This is a genomic window from Pseudomonas sp. HD6515 (assembly GCF_024971855.1).
Lineage (GTDB): Bacteria > Pseudomonadota > Gammaproteobacteria > Pseudomonadales > Pseudomonadaceae > Aquipseudomonas > Aquipseudomonas alloputida.
Map to the genome: position 1 here is coordinate 5,317,919 of NZ_CP079827.1, position 20,492 is coordinate 5,338,410.

The 20,492-nt window shown below is 62.4% G+C and carries 18 protein-coding genes; 8 read left to right on the forward strand and 10 right to left on the reverse strand.

Annotated elements, in window-relative coordinates; genetic code table 11:
- Positions 1-6: 6 nt before the first annotated feature.
- On the reverse strand, positions 7-1,377 hold the full coding sequence (gene radA / locus KW568_RS24630; RefSeq protein WP_003251626.1) for a DNA repair protein RadA: 1,371 nt from the start codon (positions 1,375-1,377) through the stop codon (positions 7-9).
- Positions 1,378-1,553: 176 nt separating this feature from the next.
- Here radA and mscL point away from each other — a divergent pair, with 176 nt between their 5' ends.
- Positions 1,554-1,973 (forward strand): large-conductance mechanosensitive channel protein MscL, encoded by a 420-nt coding sequence (gene mscL / locus KW568_RS24635; protein ID WP_003251622.1) that lies wholly within the window; start codon positions 1,554-1,556, stop codon positions 1,971-1,973.
- A gap of 425 nt (positions 1,974-2,398) precedes the next feature.
- Here the strand turns inward: mscL and KW568_RS24640 are convergent, their stop codons facing one another.
- A complete protein-coding gene (locus KW568_RS24640) occupies positions 2,399-3,175 on the reverse strand; it encodes a ferredoxin--NADP reductase (protein ID WP_003251619.1) in 777 nt (258 codons plus the stop codon).
- A 215-nt stretch (positions 3,176-3,390) separates the two neighbouring features.
- Between KW568_RS24640 and KW568_RS24645 the strand changes: the two genes are divergently transcribed.
- Both KW568_RS24645 and KW568_RS24650 read left to right on the forward strand, forming a co-directional pair.
- Positions 3,391-4,098: an autoinducer binding domain-containing protein gene (locus KW568_RS24645; RefSeq protein ID WP_003251617.1), complete on the forward strand. Its 708-nt coding sequence runs from the start codon at positions 3,391-3,393 to the stop codon at positions 4,096-4,098.
- A 96-nt stretch (positions 4,099-4,194) separates the two neighbouring features.
- Entirely contained in the window at positions 4,195-5,319 is a 1,125-nt protein-coding gene (locus KW568_RS24650) for a methyltransferase (protein ID WP_003251615.1), read from the forward strand.
- Between the two features lie 105 nt (positions 5,320-5,424).
- On the opposite strand, the gene KW568_RS24655 is transcribed toward KW568_RS24650, so the two are convergent.
- The 3 genes from KW568_RS24655 to KW568_RS24665 are packed head-to-tail and all read right to left on the reverse strand — an operon-like array spanning position 5,425 to position 8,037.
- Positions 5,425-5,580, reverse strand: a complete 156-nt coding sequence (locus KW568_RS24655) for a DUF2474 domain-containing protein (protein ID WP_003251614.1) — start codon at positions 5,578-5,580, stop codon at positions 5,425-5,427.
- Between the two features lie 9 nt (positions 5,581-5,589).
- On the reverse strand, positions 5,590-6,597 hold the full coding sequence (gene cydB / locus KW568_RS24660) for a cytochrome d ubiquinol oxidase subunit II (protein ID WP_003251612.1): 1,008 nt from the start codon (positions 6,595-6,597) through the stop codon (positions 5,590-5,592).
- A gap of 3 nt (positions 6,598-6,600) precedes the next feature.
- Positions 6,601-8,037 carry a cytochrome ubiquinol oxidase subunit I gene (locus KW568_RS24665; RefSeq protein ID WP_003251610.1) on the reverse strand — a complete coding sequence of 479 codons (1,437 nt, stop codon included), beginning with the start codon at positions 8,035-8,037 and terminating at the stop codon, positions 6,601-6,603.
- A gap of 343 nt (positions 8,038-8,380) precedes the next feature.
- Here KW568_RS24665 and KW568_RS24670 point away from each other — a divergent pair, with 343 nt between their 5' ends.
- From KW568_RS24670 to trmA, 3 genes are all read left to right on the forward strand, one after another.
- Positions 8,381-9,601: an MFS transporter gene (locus tag KW568_RS24670; RefSeq protein ID WP_003251608.1), complete on the forward strand. Its 1,221-nt coding sequence runs from the start codon at positions 8,381-8,383 to the stop codon at positions 9,599-9,601.
- A 229-nt stretch (positions 9,602-9,830) separates the two neighbouring features.
- On the forward strand, positions 9,831-11,126 hold the full coding sequence (locus tag KW568_RS24675; RefSeq protein ID WP_003251606.1) for an NCS2 family permease: 1,296 nt from the start codon (positions 9,831-9,833) through the stop codon (positions 11,124-11,126).
- Positions 11,123-12,208, forward strand: coding sequence for a tRNA (uridine(54)-C5)-methyltransferase TrmA (trmA, locus tag KW568_RS24680; protein ID WP_060538253.1), 1,086 nt, complete (start codon positions 11,123-11,125; stop codon positions 12,206-12,208). Before KW568_RS24675 ends, trmA begins: the two co-directional genes overlap by 4 nt.
- A 187-nt stretch (positions 12,209-12,395) precedes the next feature.
- On the opposite strand, the gene pcaG is transcribed toward trmA, so the two are convergent.
- On the reverse strand, positions 12,396-13,001 hold the full coding sequence (gene pcaG / locus KW568_RS24685; RefSeq protein ID WP_003251601.1) for a protocatechuate 3,4-dioxygenase subunit alpha: 606 nt from the start codon (positions 12,999-13,001) through the stop codon (positions 12,396-12,398).
- Positions 13,002-13,011: 10 nt separating this feature from the next.
- Positions 13,012-13,731, reverse strand: a complete 720-nt coding sequence (gene pcaH / locus KW568_RS24690; RefSeq protein ID WP_003251597.1) for a protocatechuate 3,4-dioxygenase subunit beta — start codon at positions 13,729-13,731, stop codon at positions 13,012-13,014.
- Between the two features lie 199 nt (positions 13,732-13,930).
- On the opposite strand from pcaH, the gene KW568_RS24695 reads away from it, so the two are divergent.
- The gene (locus KW568_RS24695) at positions 13,931-14,821 is read left to right on the forward strand and encodes a neutral zinc metallopeptidase (protein WP_060538254.1); all 891 of its coding nucleotides are present in this window, start codon (positions 13,931-13,933) and stop codon (positions 14,819-14,821) included.
- Positions 14,822-14,944: 123 nt separating this feature from the next.
- Positions 14,945-16,912, forward strand: a complete 1,968-nt coding sequence (locus KW568_RS24700) for a methyl-accepting chemotaxis protein (protein ID WP_370626823.1) — start codon at positions 14,945-14,947, stop codon at positions 16,910-16,912.
- A 121-nt stretch (positions 16,913-17,033) separates the two neighbouring features.
- Here the strand turns inward: KW568_RS24700 and ggt are convergent, their stop codons facing one another.
- The 3 genes from ggt to KW568_RS24715 all read right to left on the reverse strand — a co-directional run bounded on the left by ggt (position 17,034) and on the right by KW568_RS24715 (position 20,336).
- A complete protein-coding gene (gene ggt, locus KW568_RS24705; RefSeq protein WP_019752545.1) occupies positions 17,034-18,701 on the reverse strand; it encodes a gamma-glutamyltransferase in 1,668 nt (555 codons plus the stop codon).
- A 117-nt stretch (positions 18,702-18,818) separates the two neighbouring features.
- Positions 18,819-19,715: a LysR family transcriptional regulator gene (locus tag KW568_RS24710; protein WP_003251593.1), complete on the reverse strand. Its 897-nt coding sequence runs from the start codon at positions 19,713-19,715 to the stop codon at positions 18,819-18,821.
- A gap of 30 nt (positions 19,716-19,745) precedes the next feature.
- A complete protein-coding gene (locus KW568_RS24715) occupies positions 19,746-20,336 on the reverse strand; it encodes an NAD(P)H-dependent oxidoreductase (RefSeq protein WP_003251592.1) in 591 nt (196 codons plus the stop codon).
- Positions 20,337-20,492 lie beyond the last annotated feature (156 nt).

Below are 20,492 nucleotides of genomic sequence, written 5' to 3' on the forward strand. Positions count from 1 at the left end.
TGCACACTATTCGAACAATGCATCCAGCGCCTGTTCCAGGCGGGTAACGGCAATCACCTGCAAACCCGCAGGCGCTTCTTTCGGCGCATTGCCCTTGGGTACGATGGCACGCTTGAAGCCGTGCTTGGCCGCTTCCTTCAAGCGCTCCTGACCACTGGGCACCGGCCGTACCTCGCCCGACAAGCCAATCTCGCCAAACACCAGCAAACCGTGGGCCAGTGGCCGGTTACGCAAGCTGGACATCACCGCCGCCAGCAGCGCCAGGTCCGAAGCCGTTTCCAGCACCTTCACCCCGCCGACCACGTTGAGAAACACATCCTGGTCATGGGTCGGGATACCGCCATGGCGGTGGAGCACCGCCAACAACATGGCCAGGCGGTTCTGGTCCAGGCCCAAGGTTACCCGCCGCGGGTTGGCCAGATGGCTATCGTCGACCAGCGCCTGCACCTCGACCAGCATTGGCCGGGTACCCTCCCAGGTTGCCATCACCACGCTACCCGGCACCTCTTCCTGAGTACGGTTGAGGAAGATCGCCGACGGGTTGGATACCTCCTTGAGGCCACGATCGGTCATGCCGAACACGCCCAGCTCGTTGACCGCGCCAAAGCGGTTCTTGACCGCCCGCAGCAAGCGCAGCCGGCCATCGGACTCACCTTCGAAATACAGCACCGTGTCGACCATGTGCTCCAGCACCCTTGGGCCAGCCAGCGAGCCTTCCTTGGTCACGTGGCCGACCAGAAAAATTGCCGTACCGCTTTGCTTGGCATAGCGCACCAGCAACGCTGTGCTTTCGCGCACCTGGGCCACGCCGCCCGGGGCCGATTGCAACTGCTCAGTGAAAATGGTCTGGATCGAGTCGATCACCATTACCCGCGGCTTCTCGACCCGCGCTGTGGCAATGATCGTCTCGATGCAGGTTTCGGTCATCACCTTGAGCTGGTCCTGGGGTAGGCCCAGCCGCCGCGAGCGCATGGCCACCTGCTGCTGCGACTCCTCCCCCGTGACATACAGTGCCGGCATGCCCACGGCGATGTTGCACAAGGTCTGTAGCAAAATGGTCGACTTGCCGATGCCGGGGTCACCGCCAATCAGCACCACCGAGCCATCCACCAAGCCGCCACCCAGCACGCGGTCCAGTTCGGTGCTGCTGGTCGTGAAACGCGGGATTTCCTCGACACTGACTTCGGCCAGGGTCTTGATTTGCGCCTGCTGTCCTGTCCAGCCTGCGCGGCCGCTACTGGGTGCAGCAGCGCCGCCGCTTTCGATCATGGTTTCGACCAGGGTGTTCCAGGCCCCGCATTCGCCGCACTGGCCGGCCCATTTGGGGAAGGTCGCGCCGCATTCGGTGCAGCCATACAAGCGCTTGGCCTTGGCCATGGGTGGGGTCTCCTGGAAAAATTCGCCATGATAACTGAGCAGGACGTGTCTCGAACGCCTCGAGATGCGACAAAACTATTCGTTCTAACTGCAGTCAGTAGCCCTGAACACAACGCATGAAGCGTTTAAGTGGCTTACACTGCGTTAACCTCACCTTTTGTTACAAGGAACCAAACATGGGCGTGCTCAACGAGTTCAAGGCTTTCGCAGTCAAAGGCAACGTCGTCGACATGGCGGTCGGTATCATCATCGGCGCGGCCTTCGGCAAGATCGTCTCGTCCTTCGTCGGCGACGTGATCATGCCGCCACTGGGCCTGCTGATCGGCGGCGTCGACTTCAGCGACCTGGCCATTACCCTGAAGGCTGCCGAAGGTGACGTGCCAGCGGTGGTGCTGGCGTATGGCAAGTTCATCCAGACCGTGATCGACTTCGTGATCGTGGCCTTTGCCATTTTCATGGGCGTGAAGGCGATCAACAAGCTCAAACGTGAAGAAGCCGTGGCGCCGACTACGCCGCCTGTGCCTTCGGCTGAAGAGACGCTGCTGACCGAAATCCGCGATTTGCTCAAGACGCAGAACCAGAACCGCTTGCCCTGAAATTGCCGGGGGCGCTGTAGGAGCGGGCATGCTGGCGAAGAATCCAGTGCGGTGGATGGCACCGGCTTCGCCGGTGTTCGCGGGTAAACCCGCGCCTACACGGCGGCCTGTGTTAAACCTCCGATGTGTGTCCACCACCAATCTGCGTAGGAGCGGGTTTACCCGCGAATACGGTGGCGGCGGCAACGGTGAACGGCGGGTGGAGATTGGCCAGCAGGGCCGGCCTCTTCGCGGGTAAACCCGCTCCTACACGGCGGCCTGTGTCCAACCTCCGATGTGTGTCCACCACCAATCTGCGTAGGAGCGGGTTTACCCGCGAATACGGTGGCGGCGGCAACGGTGAACGGCGGGTGGAAATTGGCCAGCAGGGCCGGCCTCTTCGCGGGTAAACCCGCGCCTACAGGCCCGCAACGGCCGCAATGGACTTACCAGTAGTTCTCGACTGCCACCTGCCCCGGCCGCTTGCTCAGGCTCAATTGCAGGTCGCGCGCCTTGAGGACCTTGCGGGTTTCGTCGATCATTTCCGGGTTGCCGCACAGCATCACACGAGAATGCTCCGGCGACAGTTCAAGCCCTGCCGCCCTCTCCAGCTCGCCATTCTCGATCAACGTCGTAATCCGCTGATTCAACGCCCCAGGGTGTTGTTCACGGGTCACCACGGGAATGAACTGCAACTTGCCCGCGTACTCGGCCAGATAATCGCGCTGTTCCAGCCCGGCAATTTCATCCACATAGGCCAGCTCCTTCGCTTCGCGCACTGAATACACCAGCTTGATGCTGTCGAAGCGCTCCCAGGCCTCGAAGTCCTGGAGGATCGACATGAATGGCGCAATGCCGGTACCGGTAGCCAGCAGCCACAGGTCACGACCACCGACGAAGCGGTCGAGGGTGAGGAAACCGAACGCCTGTCGGTCGATCAGCAACGTATCGCCTGCACCCAAACGGCTCAGCTCACTGGTGAACTCACCACCTGGCACCACGATGGAAAAGAAATCCAGGTGCTCGTCATGGGGGGCGCTGACCATGGAATAGGCGCGCCACACCACACTACCATCGGCCTTGGTCACACCTAGCCGGGCGAATTGGCCGGAACGGAAGCGGAACCCCGCATCGCGCGTAACCCGCAGGCTGAAGAGGTTCGGCGTCAGTGGCTGAACATCAAGCAGTGTCTGGCGAGTGAACTTTTCGGCGCTAGCGGTCATATCGGGCTCCAAGGTTGGCGTGTGCACAGTGTCGCCTAAAGTGGCCAGGATAAAAACCACCGCTTTGTAGGGCCTCATCAAGGGTGATCGTGCCGAACTCGCAGAAAATCCTGTTCGCTATAACAAAAAAATCCCAACAAGATGGTAGGTCTTTTCCTACAATCATCCGGGTACTCAAACGGATTGGATCCTGCGCGCCCCAAGGAGTGTTTCAAATGCTTCACTGGAAACCCGAGTATCTTCATGCGTTCGTCAGCGAACGCAGCCCGCAGAAGCTATTCGACATCGCAGTCCATCTGGCTCAGGACCTGGACATGGATTACCTTGGGCTGAACATCCGCATTCAGATCGCTACGCAAACGCCAAGGCTGTACCTCTACAGCAACTACCCAATTGAGTGGATCGAGCGTTACCAGCGCGACGACTTCTACAAGCTGGACCCGGCAGCGAACCTGAGCCACAGCTCGACGACGCCGGTACTGTGGACCGATGACCTGTACAAGGAAGCACCGCAATTTCGCGAAACGGCCTGCCAGCATGGCTTGCGCCACGGCTGGACACAGTCGCTTCACGATCAGCAGCACAACGAGAGCCAGATCAGTGTCGCTCGGCCAAACGGCCACATCGATATGCTCGAACTGTACGACAAAGCCGGCAGTGTGCAGTGGCTGTGCCACACCCTTCACGCGGTACTGGGCGAGCACCACCTGAACGCGCTATGCCCACCCCAGCCGAAAATGAGCGAGCGTGAACTGGAAGTGCTGAAATGGTCTGCCGCCGGCAAGACCGCTGCCGATGTTGCCTCCATCCTCTCGCTGTCGCAAAGCACGGTCAATTTCCATATCCGCAGCGTGATCACCAAGACCAACGCAGCCAACAAGGCCGGAGCCATTGCCATTGCCGCCTTGCGTGGCTGGATCTGATCTTCGAACCTGCGACCTCGGGCAAAGCCCTGTAGAATCGCCCGGCAAAGCCCGGAGCGAACCGCAACGGGCAGTTTCGTACCCGAGCCAGACGCCATGCCCCTGTTGACCACCCCCTACGCCGAACTCGACCTGATCCGCCAGCCGGAGCAGGCCAACGACCCGTTGCAGGCCTTCGATGCCGCCGACGAGTACCTGCTTGCGCAGCTACACGATCAGGCACCCGACGCCAATTGCCGGGTCCTGGTGCTCAATGACAGCTTCGGTGCCTTGGCCGCAAGCCTTGCGGGCCAGCTGCAGGTGGTCAGCAGCGGTGACTCGCACCTGGGGCACCTGGCCCTGGAAAAGAACCTGGCGCGCAATGGCCTGCCGTTCGACAGTGTGCCGTTCGTACCGGCCAGCGAACACTGGCAAGGCCCGTTCGACCGGGTGCTGGTGCGTGTACCCAAGACCTTGGCCCTGCTCGAAGAACAACTGATCCGCCTGCAAGGCCAGCTGGCACCCGGTGCGCAGGTGATTGCTGGGGCAATGATCAAGCACCTGCCACGGGCGGCCGGCGACCTGATGGAGAAGTACATCGGCCCCGTACAGGCTTCGCTGGCACTGAAAAAGGCCCGTTTGCTGACAGCAACGGTTGCCGAGCGGCCGCTCGCCAAGTCCCCCTATCCCAGCTGCTACCGCCTCGACGCGCCGGCACTTGACTTGGTCAACCACGCCAACGTGTTCTGCCGTGAAGGCCTGGATATCGGGACGCGGGCGTTCCTCCCGCATCTACCACGCGACCTTGGCCGTGCGCGGGTGGCAGACCTGGGCTGCGGCAACGGCGTACTCGCGATCGCCAGCGCCCTGGCCAACCCGGATGCCGAGTACACCCTGGTCGACGAGTCGTACATGGCAGTGCAATCGGCGCAGGAGAACTGGCTGGCAGCGTTGGGCGAGCGCCCGGCGACCTTCTTCGCGGCCGATGGCCTGGCCGGGCTGGAGAAGCAGTCGCTGGACGTGGTGCTGTGCAACCCGCCGTTCCATCAACAGCAGGTAGTGGGCGATTTCCTCGCCTGGCGCATGTTCCAGCAGGCGCGTGAAGCGCTGGTGGTAGGTGGGGCGCTGTACATCGTGGGTAACCGGCACCTGGGCTATCACAGCAAGCTGGCGCGGTTGTTCCGGGGGGTGGAGCAGGTGGCGGCAACGCCCAAGTTCGTCATTCTGAAAGCCCGCAAGTAAGCGCGCCACCGCCCCCGTAGGAGCGGGCTTGCCCGCGAACACTGGCAACGCCGGTGCCATCTAGCGCGTTGCCTGCTTCGCGGGCAAGCCCGCTGCCGCTCTTTATCAATGTGTGGTCAGGCCCGCCGCCCCCATGAACAGCCGCATCACCCAGGCCGCCACACCCAGCGCTGCGACGCTCATTGCCCAGATCAGCAACAGCCAGCCCAGTCGCTGCCACAGCGGTTTCTTGTCTTCCAAACCATGTTTGCCAGCCATCATGCGGCCCTCCTAGTGGTAGCCGTCTTCGTGGGTGACCTTGCCGCGGAACACATAGTAGCTCCAGAAGGTATACATCAGGATAAACGGCAGGATGAAAAGGGTACCCACCAGCATGAAGCCCTGGCTTTGCGGTGGCGCTGCGGCATCCCAGATCGAAATCGACGGCGGGATGATGTTAGGCCACAGGCTGATTCCCAAGCCGCTGTAGCCAAGGAAGATCAGTACCAGCGTGAGCAGGAACGGCGTGTAGTGCGCGTTGCGTGCCACCGCTTTGAGCAACCCGTAGAAGGTCACCAGCACCAGCAGCGGTACCGGCATGAACCAGATCAGGTTGGGCATGCTGAACCAGCGGTCGGCAATCTGCGGGTAGGCGATGGGCGTCCACAGGCTGACGATACCGATCACCACCAGCAGCACCAGCGCCAGCGGCCGGGCCATATCGTGCATCTTCTGCTGCAGCGGCCCTTCGGTCTTCATGATCAGCCAGGTGCAACCCAGCAAGGTGTAGGCCACGATCAACCCCAGCCCGCAGAACAGGCTGAATGGGGTCAGCCAGTCCAGGGTGCCACCGGCAAAATGCCGGTCGACCACCTTGAACCCCTCCAGGAACGCGCCCAGCGCCACACCCTGGAAGAAGGTGGCGATCAGCGAACCCCAGATAAAAGCCTTGTCCCAGATGTGCCGTTTGTCGGCCTTGGCCTTGAAGCGGAACTCGAAGGCCACGCCTCGGAAAATCAGGCCGATCAGCATCAGGATCAGGGGCAGGTACAGGGCCTCGAGAACCACGGCATACGCCATCGGGAAGGCACCGAACAGTCCGGCACCGCCCAGGATCAACCAGGTTTCGTTGCCGTCCCATACCGGCGCGACAGTGTTCATCATGACATCACGGTCCTGCTCGCCCTTGACGAAGGGGAAGAGCATGCCGATCCCCAGGTCGAATCCGTCCATCACCACGTACATCATGACGCCGAAGATGATGATCACGGCCCAGATCAGTGGAAGGTCGATACCCATGGTTCAGTTCCCCTCGTTCAGGCTGGCAGAGGTGGCCTCGCGGCCATCATCGGCGGCGGACAAAGGCCGTGCCGGCGTGCGTTTCTGGCCTGGGCCTCCCGGTGTGTGCTCGTCACCCTCGCCGGTCTGCGGCCCTTTGCGTACCAGGCGCATCATGTAGCCAAGGCCGGTGCCAAACAGGGCGAAGTACACCACCACGAACGCCACAAGGGTGAAGCCGAGCTGGGCGTAGCTGTGGTTGGAAACACCGTCCGCCGTGCGCATCAGGCCGTACACCACCCAGGGCTGGCGGCCAATTTCGGTGGTGAACCAGCCGGCCAGCAGCGCGACCAGCCCCGATGGGCCCATCCACAGGGCCACATGCAGGAACGGGCGTGAACTGTACAGCGTGCCGCGTTTGCGCAACCACAGGCTCCACAGGCCAACGAAGATCATCAGGAAACCAAGCCCGACCATGATCCGGAACGACCAGAACACAATGGTCGAATTAGGCCGGTCCTCAGGCGGGAACTCCTTCATCGCCGGCACCTGCTGGTCCAGGCTGTGAGTCAGGATCAGGCTGCCGAGCGCCGGGATCTCGATCTTGAACCGGGTAGTCTCGGCCTCCATGTCGGGAATGCCGAACAGGATCAGCGGCGTCGGCTCACCGGGCACGTTCTCCCAGTGGCCTTCGATCGCGGCAATTTTCACCGGCTGGTGCTTGAGGGTATTGAGGCCGTGGAAATCGCCGATCACTGCCTGAATCGGGGCGACGATCAGTGCCATCCACATGGCCATCGACAGCATCTTGCGCACGGCCGGGTTGTCACGCCCGCGCAGCAGGTGCCAGGCCGCCGAGGCACCGACGAAGAACGCGGTGGACACGAACGCGGCAGTGGCCATGTGCATCAGGCGGTAGGGGAAGGAGGGGTTGAACACCACCGCAAACCAGTCCACCGGCACCACCCGACCATCGATGATCTCGTGACCTTGCGGGGTTTGCATCCAGCTGTTCGAGGCGAGAATCCAGAAGGTCGAGACCAGCGTACCGAGCGCTACCATCACCGTGGAGAAGAAGTGCAGACCACGGCCGACGCGGTTCCAGCCAAACAGCATGACGCCCAGGAAGCCGGCTTCGAGGAAGAACGCAGTCAGTACTTCGTAGGTGAGCAGCGGGCCGGTGACGGCGCCGGCAAAGTCGGAGAAGCGGCTCCAGTTGGTGCCGAACTGGTAGGCCATGACCAGGCCGGAGACGACGCCCATGCCGAAGTTGACGGCGAAGATCTTTGACCAGAAGTGATAGAGGTCACGGTAGACCTGGTTGTGGGTCCGCAGCCATAGGCCTTCGAGGACTGCCAGGTAGCTGGCCAGGCCAATGGTGATGGCCGGGAACAGGATGTGGAACGACACGGTAAAGGCAAACTGCATTCGGGCGAGCTCTAAGGCTTCTATTCCGAACATGGTGCTTCCTCTTCAGATAATCCGGCGGCCGGGCTTGTGGCCCCGTCGCCCACTGCCCCCACTGGGTCGAGTACGGCGTGTTTGAATTGTTCTGTTCGATCGCAGGGATTCCGGCCAGACGGCCATTTCATTGATCTGGAACGATTGACCCAGATCAATTAATGCTAGGAAGCATAGTCCCGAATGGCCCGGTGGGCCGTGTGGTGGATTGCCGCGTGACCTGTTGCCTCACCCTCTTTAATTAACAGTGGAAAAGTGCCGACCCGAGCAAACAGTAACCGTTTGTTACAAACAGGTGATACGCTGCGCACCCCCTCTACTGCGCCGAGGCCCCTGGTTTCCGATGTCCGATTCCGCACCGCAGTTGTTGCGTCACCATCGTCCTTTTTTGGCCTTCTGGCTGGCCCGCGTGTTCACCGCCAGCGGCTTCCAGATGCTCACCGTGGCCATCGGCTGGCACCTCTACCAATTGACCGGCAACGTCCTGGACCTGGGCCTGGTCGGCCTGGTCGAGTTCGCCCCACGGGTGCTGTTCATGCTGCACACCGGCCATGTCGCCGACCGCTATGACAGGCGCAAGGTCGCCGCCCTGTGCCAAAGCCTTCAGGGGCTGATTGCCCTGGCGCTGGCAGTGGGCAGTGCCACCGACAACGTCACCCGCGAACTGATCTTTGCCCTGGCCTTCCTGCTCGGCGCCACCCGCTCATTCGAAATGCCGGCAACCCAGGCGCTGCTGCCCAACGTGGTACCGGCCGGGCTGTTCCCGCGGGCAGTGGCGGCGTCGGCCTCGGCCACCCAGTCGGCGACCATCGTGGCGCCGGCGGTGGGCGGCTTTCTGTATGCCTTTGGCAGCATGTGGGTGTATGGCCCGACGGTGGCCCTGTACGCCATTGCCTGCGTGCTGACCCTGAGCCTGCAGGCGCACGGCCAGGTCGCCCAGCGCGGACGCGCCAGCATCGAATCGCTGCTGGCTGGCATCCGTTTCATTCGCAGCCGGCCCGATATCCTCGGCGCCATCTCGCTGGACCTGTTCGCCGTATTGTTGGGCGGGGCCACCGCGTTGCTGCCGGTATTTGCCAAAGACATCCTGCTGACCGGTCCGATGGGGCTTGGCCTGTTGCGCTCGGCGCCAGCGGTGGGGGCGTTGCTGATGTCGCTCTGGCTGGCGCGCTTCCCGTTCCAGCGCAACGTCGGGCGGACGATGTTCACTGCGGTCGGCGTGTTCGGCGTGGCAACCATCGCCTTCGGCCTGTCGACCTCGTTCTGGTTCTCGCTGGCGGTACTGGTGGTACTGGGTGCGGCAGACATGATCAGCATGGTCATTCGCAGTTCGTTCGTGCAGCTGGAGACACCGGATGAAATGCGTGGGCGGGTGAGCGCAGTGAACGGCTTGTTCATCGGTGCCTCGAACCAGCTCGGTGAGTTCGAATCGGGGGTGACCGCGCACTGGTTTGGTACAGTGCCGGCGGTAGTGCTGGGCGGGGTGGGCACCTTGGTGGTGACCGGGGTGTGGATAAAACTGTTCCCTACCCTGGCCAAGCGGGATCGGTTGCATAACGGGTAATGCGTCACCCGTGCCGGCCTGTTCGCGGGCAAGCCCGCGCCTGCAGGGGACGTTACCCGCGCAGGGCCAGAAAAACCCATTCCCCAACGGCCATAGGCCCCCGCCATGCATGCTGGTATCATGCGCGGCTTTTTTCCTCCCCACACAAAACCACAGCATCCGGTACGGTCTGTGCTTTGCTGATGGGGTCGATACATTCATGGCGCCGGGGGCGCCTTGGGGAGCGGGCATGCTGGAAAGGCTGTTTCAACTAAGAGCACACAACACCAACGTGCGCACCGAGATTCTCGCGGGCGTCACCACCTTCCTGGCCATGGCCTACATCCTGTTCGTCAACCCGAGCATCCTCGGCGAGACCGGCATGGACAAAGGCGCGATCTTCGTTGCCACCTGCCTGGCAGCGGCCATCGGCTCCGCCACCATGGGCCTGATTGCCAACTACCCGATCGCCCTGGCACCGGGCATGGGCCTGAACGCGTTCTTCACCTACACCGTGGTGCTGCACATGGGCCACACCTGGCAGGTGGCACTGGGTGCCGTGTTCCTGTCGGCGGTGATGTTCTTCCTGCTGTCGATCTTCCGCATCCGCGAGTGGATCGTGAACAGCATCCCGCTGCCGCTGCGTTCGGCGATTGCCGCCGGTATCGGCCTGTTCCTGGCACTGATCGCCCTGCATAACGCCGGTATCGTCGTCGATAACCCAGCCACTTTGGTGGGCATGGGCGACCTCAAGCAGCCGTCGGTGATTCTCGCCACACTGGGCTTCTTCCTGATCGTCGGCCTTGAGTCGCTGAAAGTGCGCGGCGCGGTGCTGATCGGCATCCTGGCCGTCACCGTCGCGTCGATCGCCATGGGCGTCACGCCGTTCGGCGGGATCGTGTCGATGCCACCTTCGCTGGCACCCACCTTCCTGCAGCTGGACATCGCCGGTGCCCTCGATGTGGGCCTGATCAGCGTGATCTTCGCGTTCCTGTTCGTCGACCTGTTCGACAACTCCGGCACCCTGATCGCCGTGGCCAAGCGCGCAGGCCTGATGGGCAAGGACGGCCACATGCCGAAGATGGGCCGCGCCCTGATCGCCGACAGCACCGCCGCCATGGCCGGCTCCCTGCTGGGCACCTCGACCACCACCAGCTATATCGAGTCCGCTGCGGGTGTGAGCGCCGGTGGCCGCACCGGCCTGACGGCCATCGTGGTTGCCGTGCTGTTCCTGCTGGCGCTGTTCTTCGCCCCCCTGGCCGGCAGCGTGCCGGCGTTCGCCACCGCTCCGGCGCTGCTGTTCGTCGCGGTGCTGATGGCCTCGGGCCTGGCGGAAATAAACTGGGACGACGTCACCGAAGCCGCACCGGTGGTGGTAACTGCCTTGGCCATGCCGCTGACGTACTCGATCGCCAATGGTATCGCCTTCGGCTTCATCGCCTGGACCGCCGTCAAACTGATTTCCGGCCGCCGTCGCGACCTGAACCCGGCCCTGGTGATCCTTTCCATCCTGTTCGTCATCAAGCTAGGCTGGTTCAACGCATGAGTGCTGCTTTCGACCCCTCCTCCTACGCCACCCAACTGGACGCCAAGGTGGCCCGGCTGCGCGAGCTGCTGGCGCCGTTCGGTGCGCCGGAACCGGCTGTTTTCGACTCGCCACGCGAGCATTACCGCCTGCGCGCCGAGTTCCGCCTGTGGCGCGAGGATGGCCAGCGCCACTACGCCATGTTCGCCCCGGGCGAGAAGCACAAGGCAATCCTGATCGACGATTTCCCCATTGCCAGCGAACGCATCAACGCGTTGATGCCACGCCTGAAAGCAGCCTGGCAGGCCAGCGAAGAACTGGGCAACCGCCTGTTCCAGGTGGAGTTCCTCACCACCCTGGCTGGCGATGCGATGATCACGATGTGCTATCACCGCCCGCTGGACGAGGCCTGGGAAGTGGAAGCACGGCAACTGGCTGAAGCGCTGGGGGTGAGCGTCATCGGCCGTTCCAAGGGCAAGCGCCTGGTTATCGGCCGCGACTACGCGGTGGAAAAACTCGATGTGGCTGGCCGCGTGTTCAGTTACCGCCAGCCGGAGGGTGCGTTCACTCAGCCCAACGGCGCAGTGAACCAGAAGATGCTCAGCTGGGCCTTCGAGGCCATTGGCGAGCGTGAGGATGACTTGCTGGAGCTGTATTGCGGCAACGGCAACTTCACCCTGCCGCTGGCCACGCGTGTACGCCAGGTGCTGGCCACCGAAATCAGCAAGACGTCGGTCAATGCCGCACTGAGCAACCTTGACGAAAACGCTGTGGATAACGTGCGGCTGGTACGCTTGTCGGCAGAGGAGCTGACCCAGGCACTGAATGAGGTGCGGCCGTTCCGTCGCCTGGAAGGCATCGACCTGAAGCGCTATGAGTTCGGCACAGTGTTCGTCGACCCACCGCGGGCAGGGATGGACCCGGATACCTGCGAGCTGACCCGGCGTTTCGAACGCATCCTGTACATCTCGTGCAACCCGGAAACGCTGGCAGCGAACATCGCCCAGTTGCAGGACACCCACCGCATCGAGCGCTGTGCATTGTTTGACCAGTTCCCGTATACCCACCATATGGAGAGTGGGGTTCTGCTGGTTCGGCGCTGATCGTTGTATTGCCGGGGCTGCTTTGCAGCCCATTCGCGGGCAAGCCCGCTCCTACATTGATCGGCGTACAGCCCATTGCTCAGCGTACAGCCGATTGCTCGGTGCACAGCCATTGCTCGGCGTACGCAGATCGTTGTAGGAGCGGGCTTGCCCGCGAATGGGCCGCAGAGCGGCCCCAAGCGTCACCTCAGAAGTCGAAGAAAACGGTCTCCCCTTCCCCCTGAATACGGATATCAAAGCGGTACGCCGTCTTCCCATCCACTTCGCAACGCTTGGCAATCAAGGTTTCACGCCGCTGCGGCTGCTCGATCAGGTTGAGCACCGGGCACTTGGCATTGGCCTGGGCCTCATCATCGAAATACAGGCGCGTGTGCAGGTGGATGTTGATGCCACGGGCAAACAGGCTGATGTTGATGTGCGGCGCCATCGGCACGCCCGCAGCGTTGTTCACCACACCCGGCTTGACCGTGTGCAGCGTCCACTCACCGGCATCGAAGGTCGTGGCGGTGCGGCCGAAGCTGTTGAAGGCGTTTTCCAGGTTGTAGGCATCCTGGTACTCGCCGTTAGCGTCGGCCTGCCACACTTCCAGGAACGAGTCGCGCACCAGGTGGCCATTACCGTCATACACCTGGCCGAGCAGCAGAATGTGCTCGCCTGGCGCGTCTGGCTTGGCCAGGCGGTTCCAGATTTCCTGATCGCGGGTCGGGTTGCCGGCCGCTTCCAGGGCCAGGCCGATGTGCACGTAGGGGCCGGCAGTCTGCGAAGGGGTTTCCGGCAGCAGTTCGATTGGCATGGCGGGGTCCTCAGCAGTTTTCGAAGTGGGTCTTGCGCTGGCCGCGCAGCACGATGTCGAAGCGGTAGGCCAGGCAGTCCATCGGGTTGGCGTTGCTCATGTCGAGCTTGGCGATCAACTGCTGCACGGCTTGCGGGTTGGCGATCGACTTGACGATCGGGCACATCGGGATCAGCGGGTCACCTTCGAAGTACAGCTGGGTGATCAGCTTGGTGGCGATCGATGGGCCGCTGATGGCGAAGTGGATATGCGCCGGGCGCCAGTCGTTCGGGCCGTTGCGCCATGGGTACGGGCCCGGCTTGATGGTGCGGAAGCTGTAGTAGCCGTCACGGTCGGTCAGGCACCGGCCAACACCACCGAAGTTCGGGTCCAGCGGCGCCAGGTAGCGATCGTTCTTGTGGCGATAGCGGCCGCCGGCGTTGGCTTGCCACATCTCCACCAGAGTGTTCGGCACAGGCTTGCCGTACTGGTCGACGACACGGCCGGCGACGATGATGCGCTCGCCAATGGGCAGCCCACCATTATTGAAGTTCAGCAGCAGGTCATGGTCGTGGGCGCCGAAGCCCAGGTGGGAAAAGTCCGGACCAGTGGTTTCGCTGATCGACTGCGGAATGCTGACCAGTGCCTGGCGCGGCGAGCGGGCAATGGACGTCTTGTAGTCAGGCGTAAGGGCTTTGGGGTGCCAATTGCGATCACGGATCACGAAGCGGCTGTTGTCCTGGGCGGGCATGCCGGTTTCCTCTCTTGGAATTATGAGAACGCCTGAGTGTGGCAGGCGGACTTACAGTTTCCGGCAGGTCGCGGGCGATGAACATTGAAATCGACCCCTTGATACATAACCAAATGGTTATGGATAAACACCTCGGCCTGACAGGTTCCACCTTCGTGAACTAATCTTTGTCTTCTTGTTTCACGCTCGGAGAGCATTCATGGAATGGCGAAAAGGCCGACGCAGCGACAACGTGGTCGATGCCCGAGGCGAAGGTGGCGGCGGCGGCATGCGTTTCGGCGGCGGCAAGGGGCTGGGGCTTGGGGCAATCCTGCTGATCGTCGGCATCGGCTGGCTCACCGGGCAGGACCCGTTGCAGATTCTTGGCCAGCTTGCCGGGCAGATGGAGCAGCAACAACAGCAGACGGCGCCCGGTGGTGCGGGCGGCAAGGCGCCACCGGCCAACGACCAGCAAGCCGAGTTCGTCGCCTCGGTTCTGGGTGACACCGAAGACACCTGGAAAGCCCTGTTCGCCGAGGCCGGCAAACAATACCGTGACCCCAAACTGGTCCTGTTCAGCGGCCAGGTCAATTCGGCCTGCGGATTTGCCTCGGCAGCGGTTGGGCCGTTCTATTGCCCGGCGGACCAGCGGGTGTACCTGGACATGTCGTTCTTCCGTGAAATGGAAACCCGCTTCGCTGCAGCTGGCGACTTCGCCCAGGCCTACGTGATCGCCCATGAAATCGGTCACCATGTGCAGACACTGCTGGGCGTTTCGGCCAAGGTCGACGCCGCACGACGCGCCGGCCAGCGCATGGAGGGCGACAACGGCCTGTTGGTGCGCCAGGAGTTGCAGGCCGACTGTCTGGCCGGGGTATGGGCATACCAGGCGCAGAAACGCCTGAACTGGCTGGAGCCAGGCGATGTCGAGGAAGCGCTGAATGCGGCCAATGCCATTGGCGACGACCGCCTGCAGCAGCAAAGCCGCGGGCGCGTAGTGCCAGACTCGTTCACCCACGGTACCTCGGCGCAGCGGGTGCGCTGGTTCAAGGCCGGGTTTGCCGAAGGTGAAGTGAACCGCTGCGACACCTTCAGTGCACGCACCCTCTGATACCCGGTGCAACAGGGACCGAGTGAGACCGCTTGCTGACATTTTGCTGAAAAAGCGTTTCAGCTTCCCCAATCATGGCCGATAACCCCTGCACGAATCAGCGGGCATCCAGAACAAAAACGCCTGGCGATCGAAGATCAAGAGAGCGAAATCAACTTCTGGAGAGCGTGCATGAACAGCTGGTTCGCCAACATCAGCGTCAACCTTAAACTCGGCCTGGGCTTCGGCCTGGTGCTGGTCCTCACTGGCCTGCTGGCCCTCACCGGCTGGACCAGCCTGGGCAGCCTGATCGACCGTAGCAACTGGATGGGCGATATTGGCCAGTTGAACAAGGACCTCACCGATCTGCGCATTGCGCGCCTGCAGTACATGATCGCCAACGGCGACGATACCGCCGCCGCCAACACCCTGGCCAAGCTGGACGCATTCAGCAAGCAGCAGGCCTACCTGGCCACCACCTTCAAAAGCCCGGAGAACGTCAAGCTGCTGGGTGAGCTTGGCGATACCATCAGCGCCTACAAGCTGTCGCTGAACAAGATGCGCCAGGGCTACGACGCCACCCGCGCAGCGCGCGTTTCCATGAACAGCTCGGCCATCCGCGCCGACCAGGCCATGGATGCGCTCAGCCAGGAGGTGATGGCTCGCCCCGAGGCTGACAGTGCGCGCCTGGCTCAGTACCAGCTGATCAGCAAGGCCCGCCAGCAATTGCTGCAGGTACGCATCGATGTGCGTGGCTACATCGCCGAGAACAGCAGCGCCAACGAGCAGGCCGCCCTGCGCCAGCTGGATGCAGCACTGGCCGATATCGACAACCTCAAGCGCCAGCTGCCCAGCGAAGACGCGCGCCTGCAACAGTTCGAAAACGCAGTACTGGCCTATCGTGACGCCGTACGCCAGTTCCGCGACGCGGTTGCCAACATCACCACCTCGCGCGCCGAAATGACCGTGCAGGGTGCCGACATCGTCAAGCGCAGCGACGCGTTGTACCAGATCCAGCTAGAGCGCCGTGACATCGAGAGTACCCAGGCCCGCAGCCTGCAGGCCATCGCCACACTGCTGGCGCTGCTGGTCGGCGTGCTGGCGGCGGTGCTGATCACCCGCCAGATCACCCGCCCGTTGCAAGACACCCTGGTGGCCGTGGAAAAAATCGCCAGTGGCGACCTTACCCAGCACATGCGCGTCACCCGCCGTGACGAACTGGGCGTGCTGCAGCAAGGCATCGCGCGCATGGGCACCACCCTGCGCGAGCTGATCAGCGGCATCCGCGATGGCGTCACCCAGATTGCCAGCGCCGCCGAAGAGCTGTCGGCAGTCACCGAACAGACCAGCGCGGGCGCCAACAGCCAGAAAGTCGAGACCGACCAGGTGGCCACCGCCATGCACGAAATGGCCGCTACCGTTCAGGAAGTGGCGCGCAATGCCGAGCAGGCCTCACATGCAGCTACAGGTGCCGATGACGAAGCCCGTGCCGGCGACCGCGTGGTGGGCGAAGCGATTGGCCAGATCGAACGCCTGGCCGAAGACATGCACCGTTCCACCGAGGCCATGAACCTGCTGCAGCAGGAAAGCCAGAAAATTGGTAGCGTGATGGACGTGATCAAGTCGGTGGCCGAACAGACCAACCTGCTGGCGCTCAACGCAGCGATCGAGGCAGCGCGTGCCGGCGAGGCAGGCCGTGGCTTTGCCGTGGTTGCCGACGAAGTGCGCGGCCTGGCCCAGCGCACGCAGAAGTCTACCGAAGAGATCGAAGAACTGATTGCCAGCCTGCAGCACGGTACCCAGCAAGTGGCGAATGCCATGCAGGGCAGCCGTACCCTGACCGACAGCAGCGTCGAACTGGCGCGAAAGGCCGGGTCATCGCTGGAGAGCATTACCAGTACGGTATCGAGCATCCAGTCGATGAACCAGCAGATTGCTGCGGCGGCAGAGCAGCAGAGTGCGGTGGCTGAAGAGATCAGCCGAAGCATCCTGAATGTGCGTGATGTGTCAGAGCAAACCGCAGCAGCCAGTGACGAGACGGCAGCGTCGAGTGTGGAGCTGGCGCGGTTGGGTGGGCAGTTGCAGACACTGGTCAGCCAGTTCCGCGTCTGACCTTTGGAACCTGGGGCCGCTTTGCGGCCCTTTCACGACACAAGGCCCCAACGCAGGTCCTCGTGGGAGCGGCCTTGTGTCGCGATAGGAGGGCAAAGCCCTCCCGGCGTGCTCACAGGCACTACTTGACGATCATCCCCACCCCACGCCCACGTGGGTCGGAAGCGGTCTCAAGCTTCGCCCCATCGACGCGGATCGCCTGGATGTCGCCCATCTCCCAGCCCTGGTCCTCCAGCACATAGCCCATCTTCTTCAGCTCATCAGCTACCGGCCCGGTCAGTGGCGCATAGCTGTCGAAGTAAATGGTGTCCTTGGGCAGCAACTGATGGTGCACGCGCTGCGCCGCCACCGCCTTGTCCAGCGGCATGCCGTAGTCGTACAGGTTGTTCATCACCTGGAAGATCGAGGTAAAGATCCGTGAACCACCCGGGGTACCGATTACCAGCTCGACCTTGCCATCGCGGGTCATCAGGCTGGGGCTCATCGACGACAGCATGCGCTTGCCTGGTTCGATCGCGTTGGCATCACCGCCGACCACGCCAAAGGCGTTCGCCGCCCCCGGTTTGGCGCTGAAATCATCCATCTCGTCGTTGAGCAGGAAACCAGCGCCCTTCACCACCACACCACTGCCATAGTCGAGGTTGAGGGTGTAGGTATTGCTGACCGCGTTGCCCTGCTTGTCGACGATCGAGAAATGCGTGGTCTGGTGCGGTTCAAGGCCCGGCTTGACCTTGTCGGTGTCGGAGATGGCCTTCGGGTTGACCTGGGCTGCGCGCTTGGCCAGGTAATCCTTGGCCACCAACTGGTCCACCGGCACCTTGGTGAAGGCCGGGTCGCCCAGGTAATCGGCGCGGTCGGCGAACACCCGCTTCTCGATCTCGGCCAACAGGTGGATGTACTGCGCCGAGTTATGCGCCACCCCTTTAAAGTCGGCCGCGCGGTCTTCCTTGATGCCCAGCAACTGGGCAAGCGCCACACCGCCTGAGCTCGGCGGTGGCGCGGTATACACCACATTGCCACGCCAGCTCACGGCCATCGGTTCACGCCATACCGCTTTGTAATCCTTGAGGTCATCTTTGGTAATCAGGCCTTTGTCAGCCTGCATCTGCGCCACCAGCAAATCGGCCGTCTTGCCTTGATAGAACTCGCTCACGCCCTTGGCGGCTATACGCTCCAGGGTCTGGGCCATTTCCGGCTGCTTGAACAGCTCGCCGACCTTCATGTTGCCGAAGTAATCGTTGAAGTTGGTCGCCGTCTTGAACATGCCTTGGGCATCGTTGCGGTACTGGTACTGCTTTTCCGCCACCTTGAAGCCATTTTTCGCATAGCCGATGGCCGGGGTCAGCAACTCGCTCCAGGGCAGCTTGCCGAACTTCTGGTGCGCCTCCCACAGGCCCATTACCGTACCGGGTACGCCTGCGGCGCGTGCCCCGACCAGGCTGAGGTTCTCGATGACCTCGCCCTTGTCGTCCAGATACATGTTGCGCGTGGCGGCCTTGGGCGCGACTTCGCGGTAGTCGAGGAAGTAAGGCTTGCCATCGACAAACAGGGTCATGAAGCCGCCACCGCCGATATTACCGGCCTCTGGGTAAGTCACCGCCAGGGTGAAGGCGGTCGCTACTGCCGCGTCCACCGCGTTGCCGCCCTTTTTCAGAATATCGGCGGCCACCTGTGCACCATATTGATCGGGGGCGGCCACCGCGCCGCCCTCCAGGGTGGCGGCGTAAACTGAGGAACAGCTCAGGATCGCGGCTGCGAGAGCCAGATACTGGAAAGGGACAATACGCATGACACTTCCTTGGTGTTGTTTTTGTTGAGCAGTCAGTAAGGCCGAAGCGCTTCGACTGTGCAATCAACCGTCGGAAGTTTCGCCGCCTGTGGACAGGATTTGTCGCGATCAGGCAACTCAGCAGGCGTACATCGCCAGCTTGCGCTGGATGAAATCCAGGAAGCACTGGATGCGCAGTGCCAACTGGGTGTTGCGGTAATACACCGCGTGGATCGGCTGACGGTAGCCATTGTTGGCCTCGCTCAGCAGCACCTGCAGGCGCCCTGTGCGGATATCTTCGTGGGTCATGAAGTGCGACAGGCTGACGATGCCCTCCCCGGCCAACGCCAGCTGGCGCAGGGTTTCGCCGCTGGAAGCAACCAACGCCGGGCGGATGCTCCAGCGATCGCCCTGAGCGTGACGTAGCGGCCAATGATTGAGCGACTCCGGTTGGCTGAAGCCGAGCAGACAGTGGTTGGCCAGCTCCTCGACCTGCCGTGGCGTGCCGTGCTGCTCCAGGTAGGCCGGACTGGCCAGCACCTGCACCGGACTACAACCCAGGCTGCGCGCGTGCAGGCTGGAGTCGGCCAGCTCTCCGATGCGGATCGCCACATCAGTGCTCTGCTCCAGCAGGTCGATGATCAGGTCGTCGGTGTTGAGCTCCAGTTCGATGCCCGGGTACTGGCGGCGGAACTCGCCAATCCACGGCAGGATGGCATGCAGCATGAACGGCGCAGCGGCATTGATGCGCAATCGCCCGGTCGGGGTCTGGCGGTTCATCGACAGACGCTCTTCCATCTCGTCCATCTGCTGCAGGATCAGCCGCGAGCGCTCAAGAAAGTAGCGCCCCTCTTCGGTAAGGTCCATGCGCCGGGTGGTGCGGTTGACCAGCGTGGTGCCCAGCTTGCCCTCCAGGCGCGACAGGGTGCGGCTGACGGCAGACGGGGTCTGGCCCATCTGCTCGGCAGCAGCGGAAATCGAGCCGCAGTCGATGACGGCGACGAATACCTGGAGTTCTTCGGATCGGGTTTTCACATTCAGGCCTGCGGCTGATATCAATCCGGATTAGATCGCCTTGCCGAACACCTTGTCCAGATGCGCCTCGTAGGCCGCCAGTGCCGCCGGCACATCCGGGCGCTTCATCACATCCACAGCCAGGAAGGTCGGCAGGCCGGTCATACCCAGGAACTGGTTGGCCTTGTGGAACGGGAAGTACACGGCATCCACCCCTTTGCCTTCAAAGAAATCGCTGGGGTCATCGAACGCCTGCTGCGGCGCGTTCCAGGTCAGCGACAACATGTATTGCTTGCCGTGCACCAAACCACCGCTGCCGTATTTCTGCGAGTGGTCCGAACGGGTACGGCCATCATTGGCATACAGGCTGCCGTGGCCGGCAGTGAACACGTCGTCGATGTACTTCTTGACGGTCCACGGCGCGCCCATCCACCAGCCGGGCATCTGATAGATCACCACATCGGCCCAGAGGAATTTCTCCACCTCTTCCTGGGCATCGTAGCCGCCATCGATGAACGTCTGGCGCACATCGAAGCCGGCGCGGTCCAGGTGAGCGATGGCCGCTTCGTGCAAGGTCGCGTTGAGACGGCCTTCGGAGTGAGCGAACTGTTTACCACCATTGAGCAGAAGGATCTTTTTCATGCTGGCCTCCACGGCCGAGTCAAAAATTGATGCCGGCAGGTTAGAGGCTCGCGGGGGCGGGATACAGCGGTGACGGGGCAAAATACAATTGACCAGAAGTCACGAATGAGCAATACATTATTGCCGTAGAATAGCGTCACCCCCCATCACCGAGTA

Coding starts and splice junctions, on each gene's coding strand:
- ggt (WP_019752545.1), bottom strand. CDS start 18,701: ATGCGTATTGTCCCTTTCCAGTATCTGGCTCTCGCAGCCGCGATCCTG.
- pcaH (WP_003251597.1), bottom strand. CDS start 13,731: ATGCCCGCCCAGGACAACAGCCGCTTCGTGATCCGTGATCGCAATTGG.
- trmA (WP_060538253.1), top strand. CDS start 11,123: ATGAGTGCTGCTTTCGACCCCTCCTCCTACGCCACCCAACTGGACGCC.
- KW568_RS24645 (WP_003251617.1), top strand. CDS start 3,391: ATGCTTCACTGGAAACCCGAGTATCTTCATGCGTTCGTCAGCGAACGC.
- KW568_RS24670 (WP_003251608.1), top strand. CDS start 8,381: ATGTCCGATTCCGCACCGCAGTTGTTGCGTCACCATCGTCCTTTTTTG.
- KW568_RS24655 (WP_003251614.1), bottom strand. CDS start 5,580: ATGATGGCTGGCAAACATGGTTTGGAAGACAAGAAACCGCTGTGGCAG.
- KW568_RS24675 (WP_003251606.1), top strand. CDS start 9,831: ATGCTGGAAAGGCTGTTTCAACTAAGAGCACACAACACCAACGTGCGC.
- KW568_RS24640 (WP_003251619.1), bottom strand. CDS start 3,175: ATGACCGCTAGCGCCGAAAAGTTCACTCGCCAGACACTGCTTGATGTT.
- radA (WP_003251626.1), bottom strand. CDS start 1,377: ATGGCCAAGGCCAAGCGCTTGTATGGCTGCACCGAATGCGGCGCGACC.
- KW568_RS24665 (WP_003251610.1), bottom strand. CDS start 8,037: ATGTTCGGAATAGAAGCCTTAGAGCTCGCCCGAATGCAGTTTGCCTTT.
- cydB (WP_003251612.1), bottom strand. CDS start 6,597: ATGGGTATCGACCTTCCACTGATCTGGGCCGTGATCATCATCTTCGGC.
- KW568_RS24715 (WP_003251592.1), bottom strand. CDS start 20,336: ATGAAAAAGATCCTTCTGCTCAATGGTGGTAAACAGTTCGCTCACTCC.
- pcaG (WP_003251601.1), bottom strand. CDS start 13,001: ATGCCAATCGAACTGCTGCCGGAAACCCCTTCGCAGACTGCCGGCCCC.
- KW568_RS24695 (WP_060538254.1), top strand. CDS start 13,931: ATGGAATGGCGAAAAGGCCGACGCAGCGACAACGTGGTCGATGCCCGA.
- mscL (WP_003251622.1), top strand. CDS start 1,554: ATGGGCGTGCTCAACGAGTTCAAGGCTTTCGCAGTCAAAGGCAACGTC.
- KW568_RS24650 (WP_003251615.1), top strand. CDS start 4,195: ATGCCCCTGTTGACCACCCCCTACGCCGAACTCGACCTGATCCGCCAG.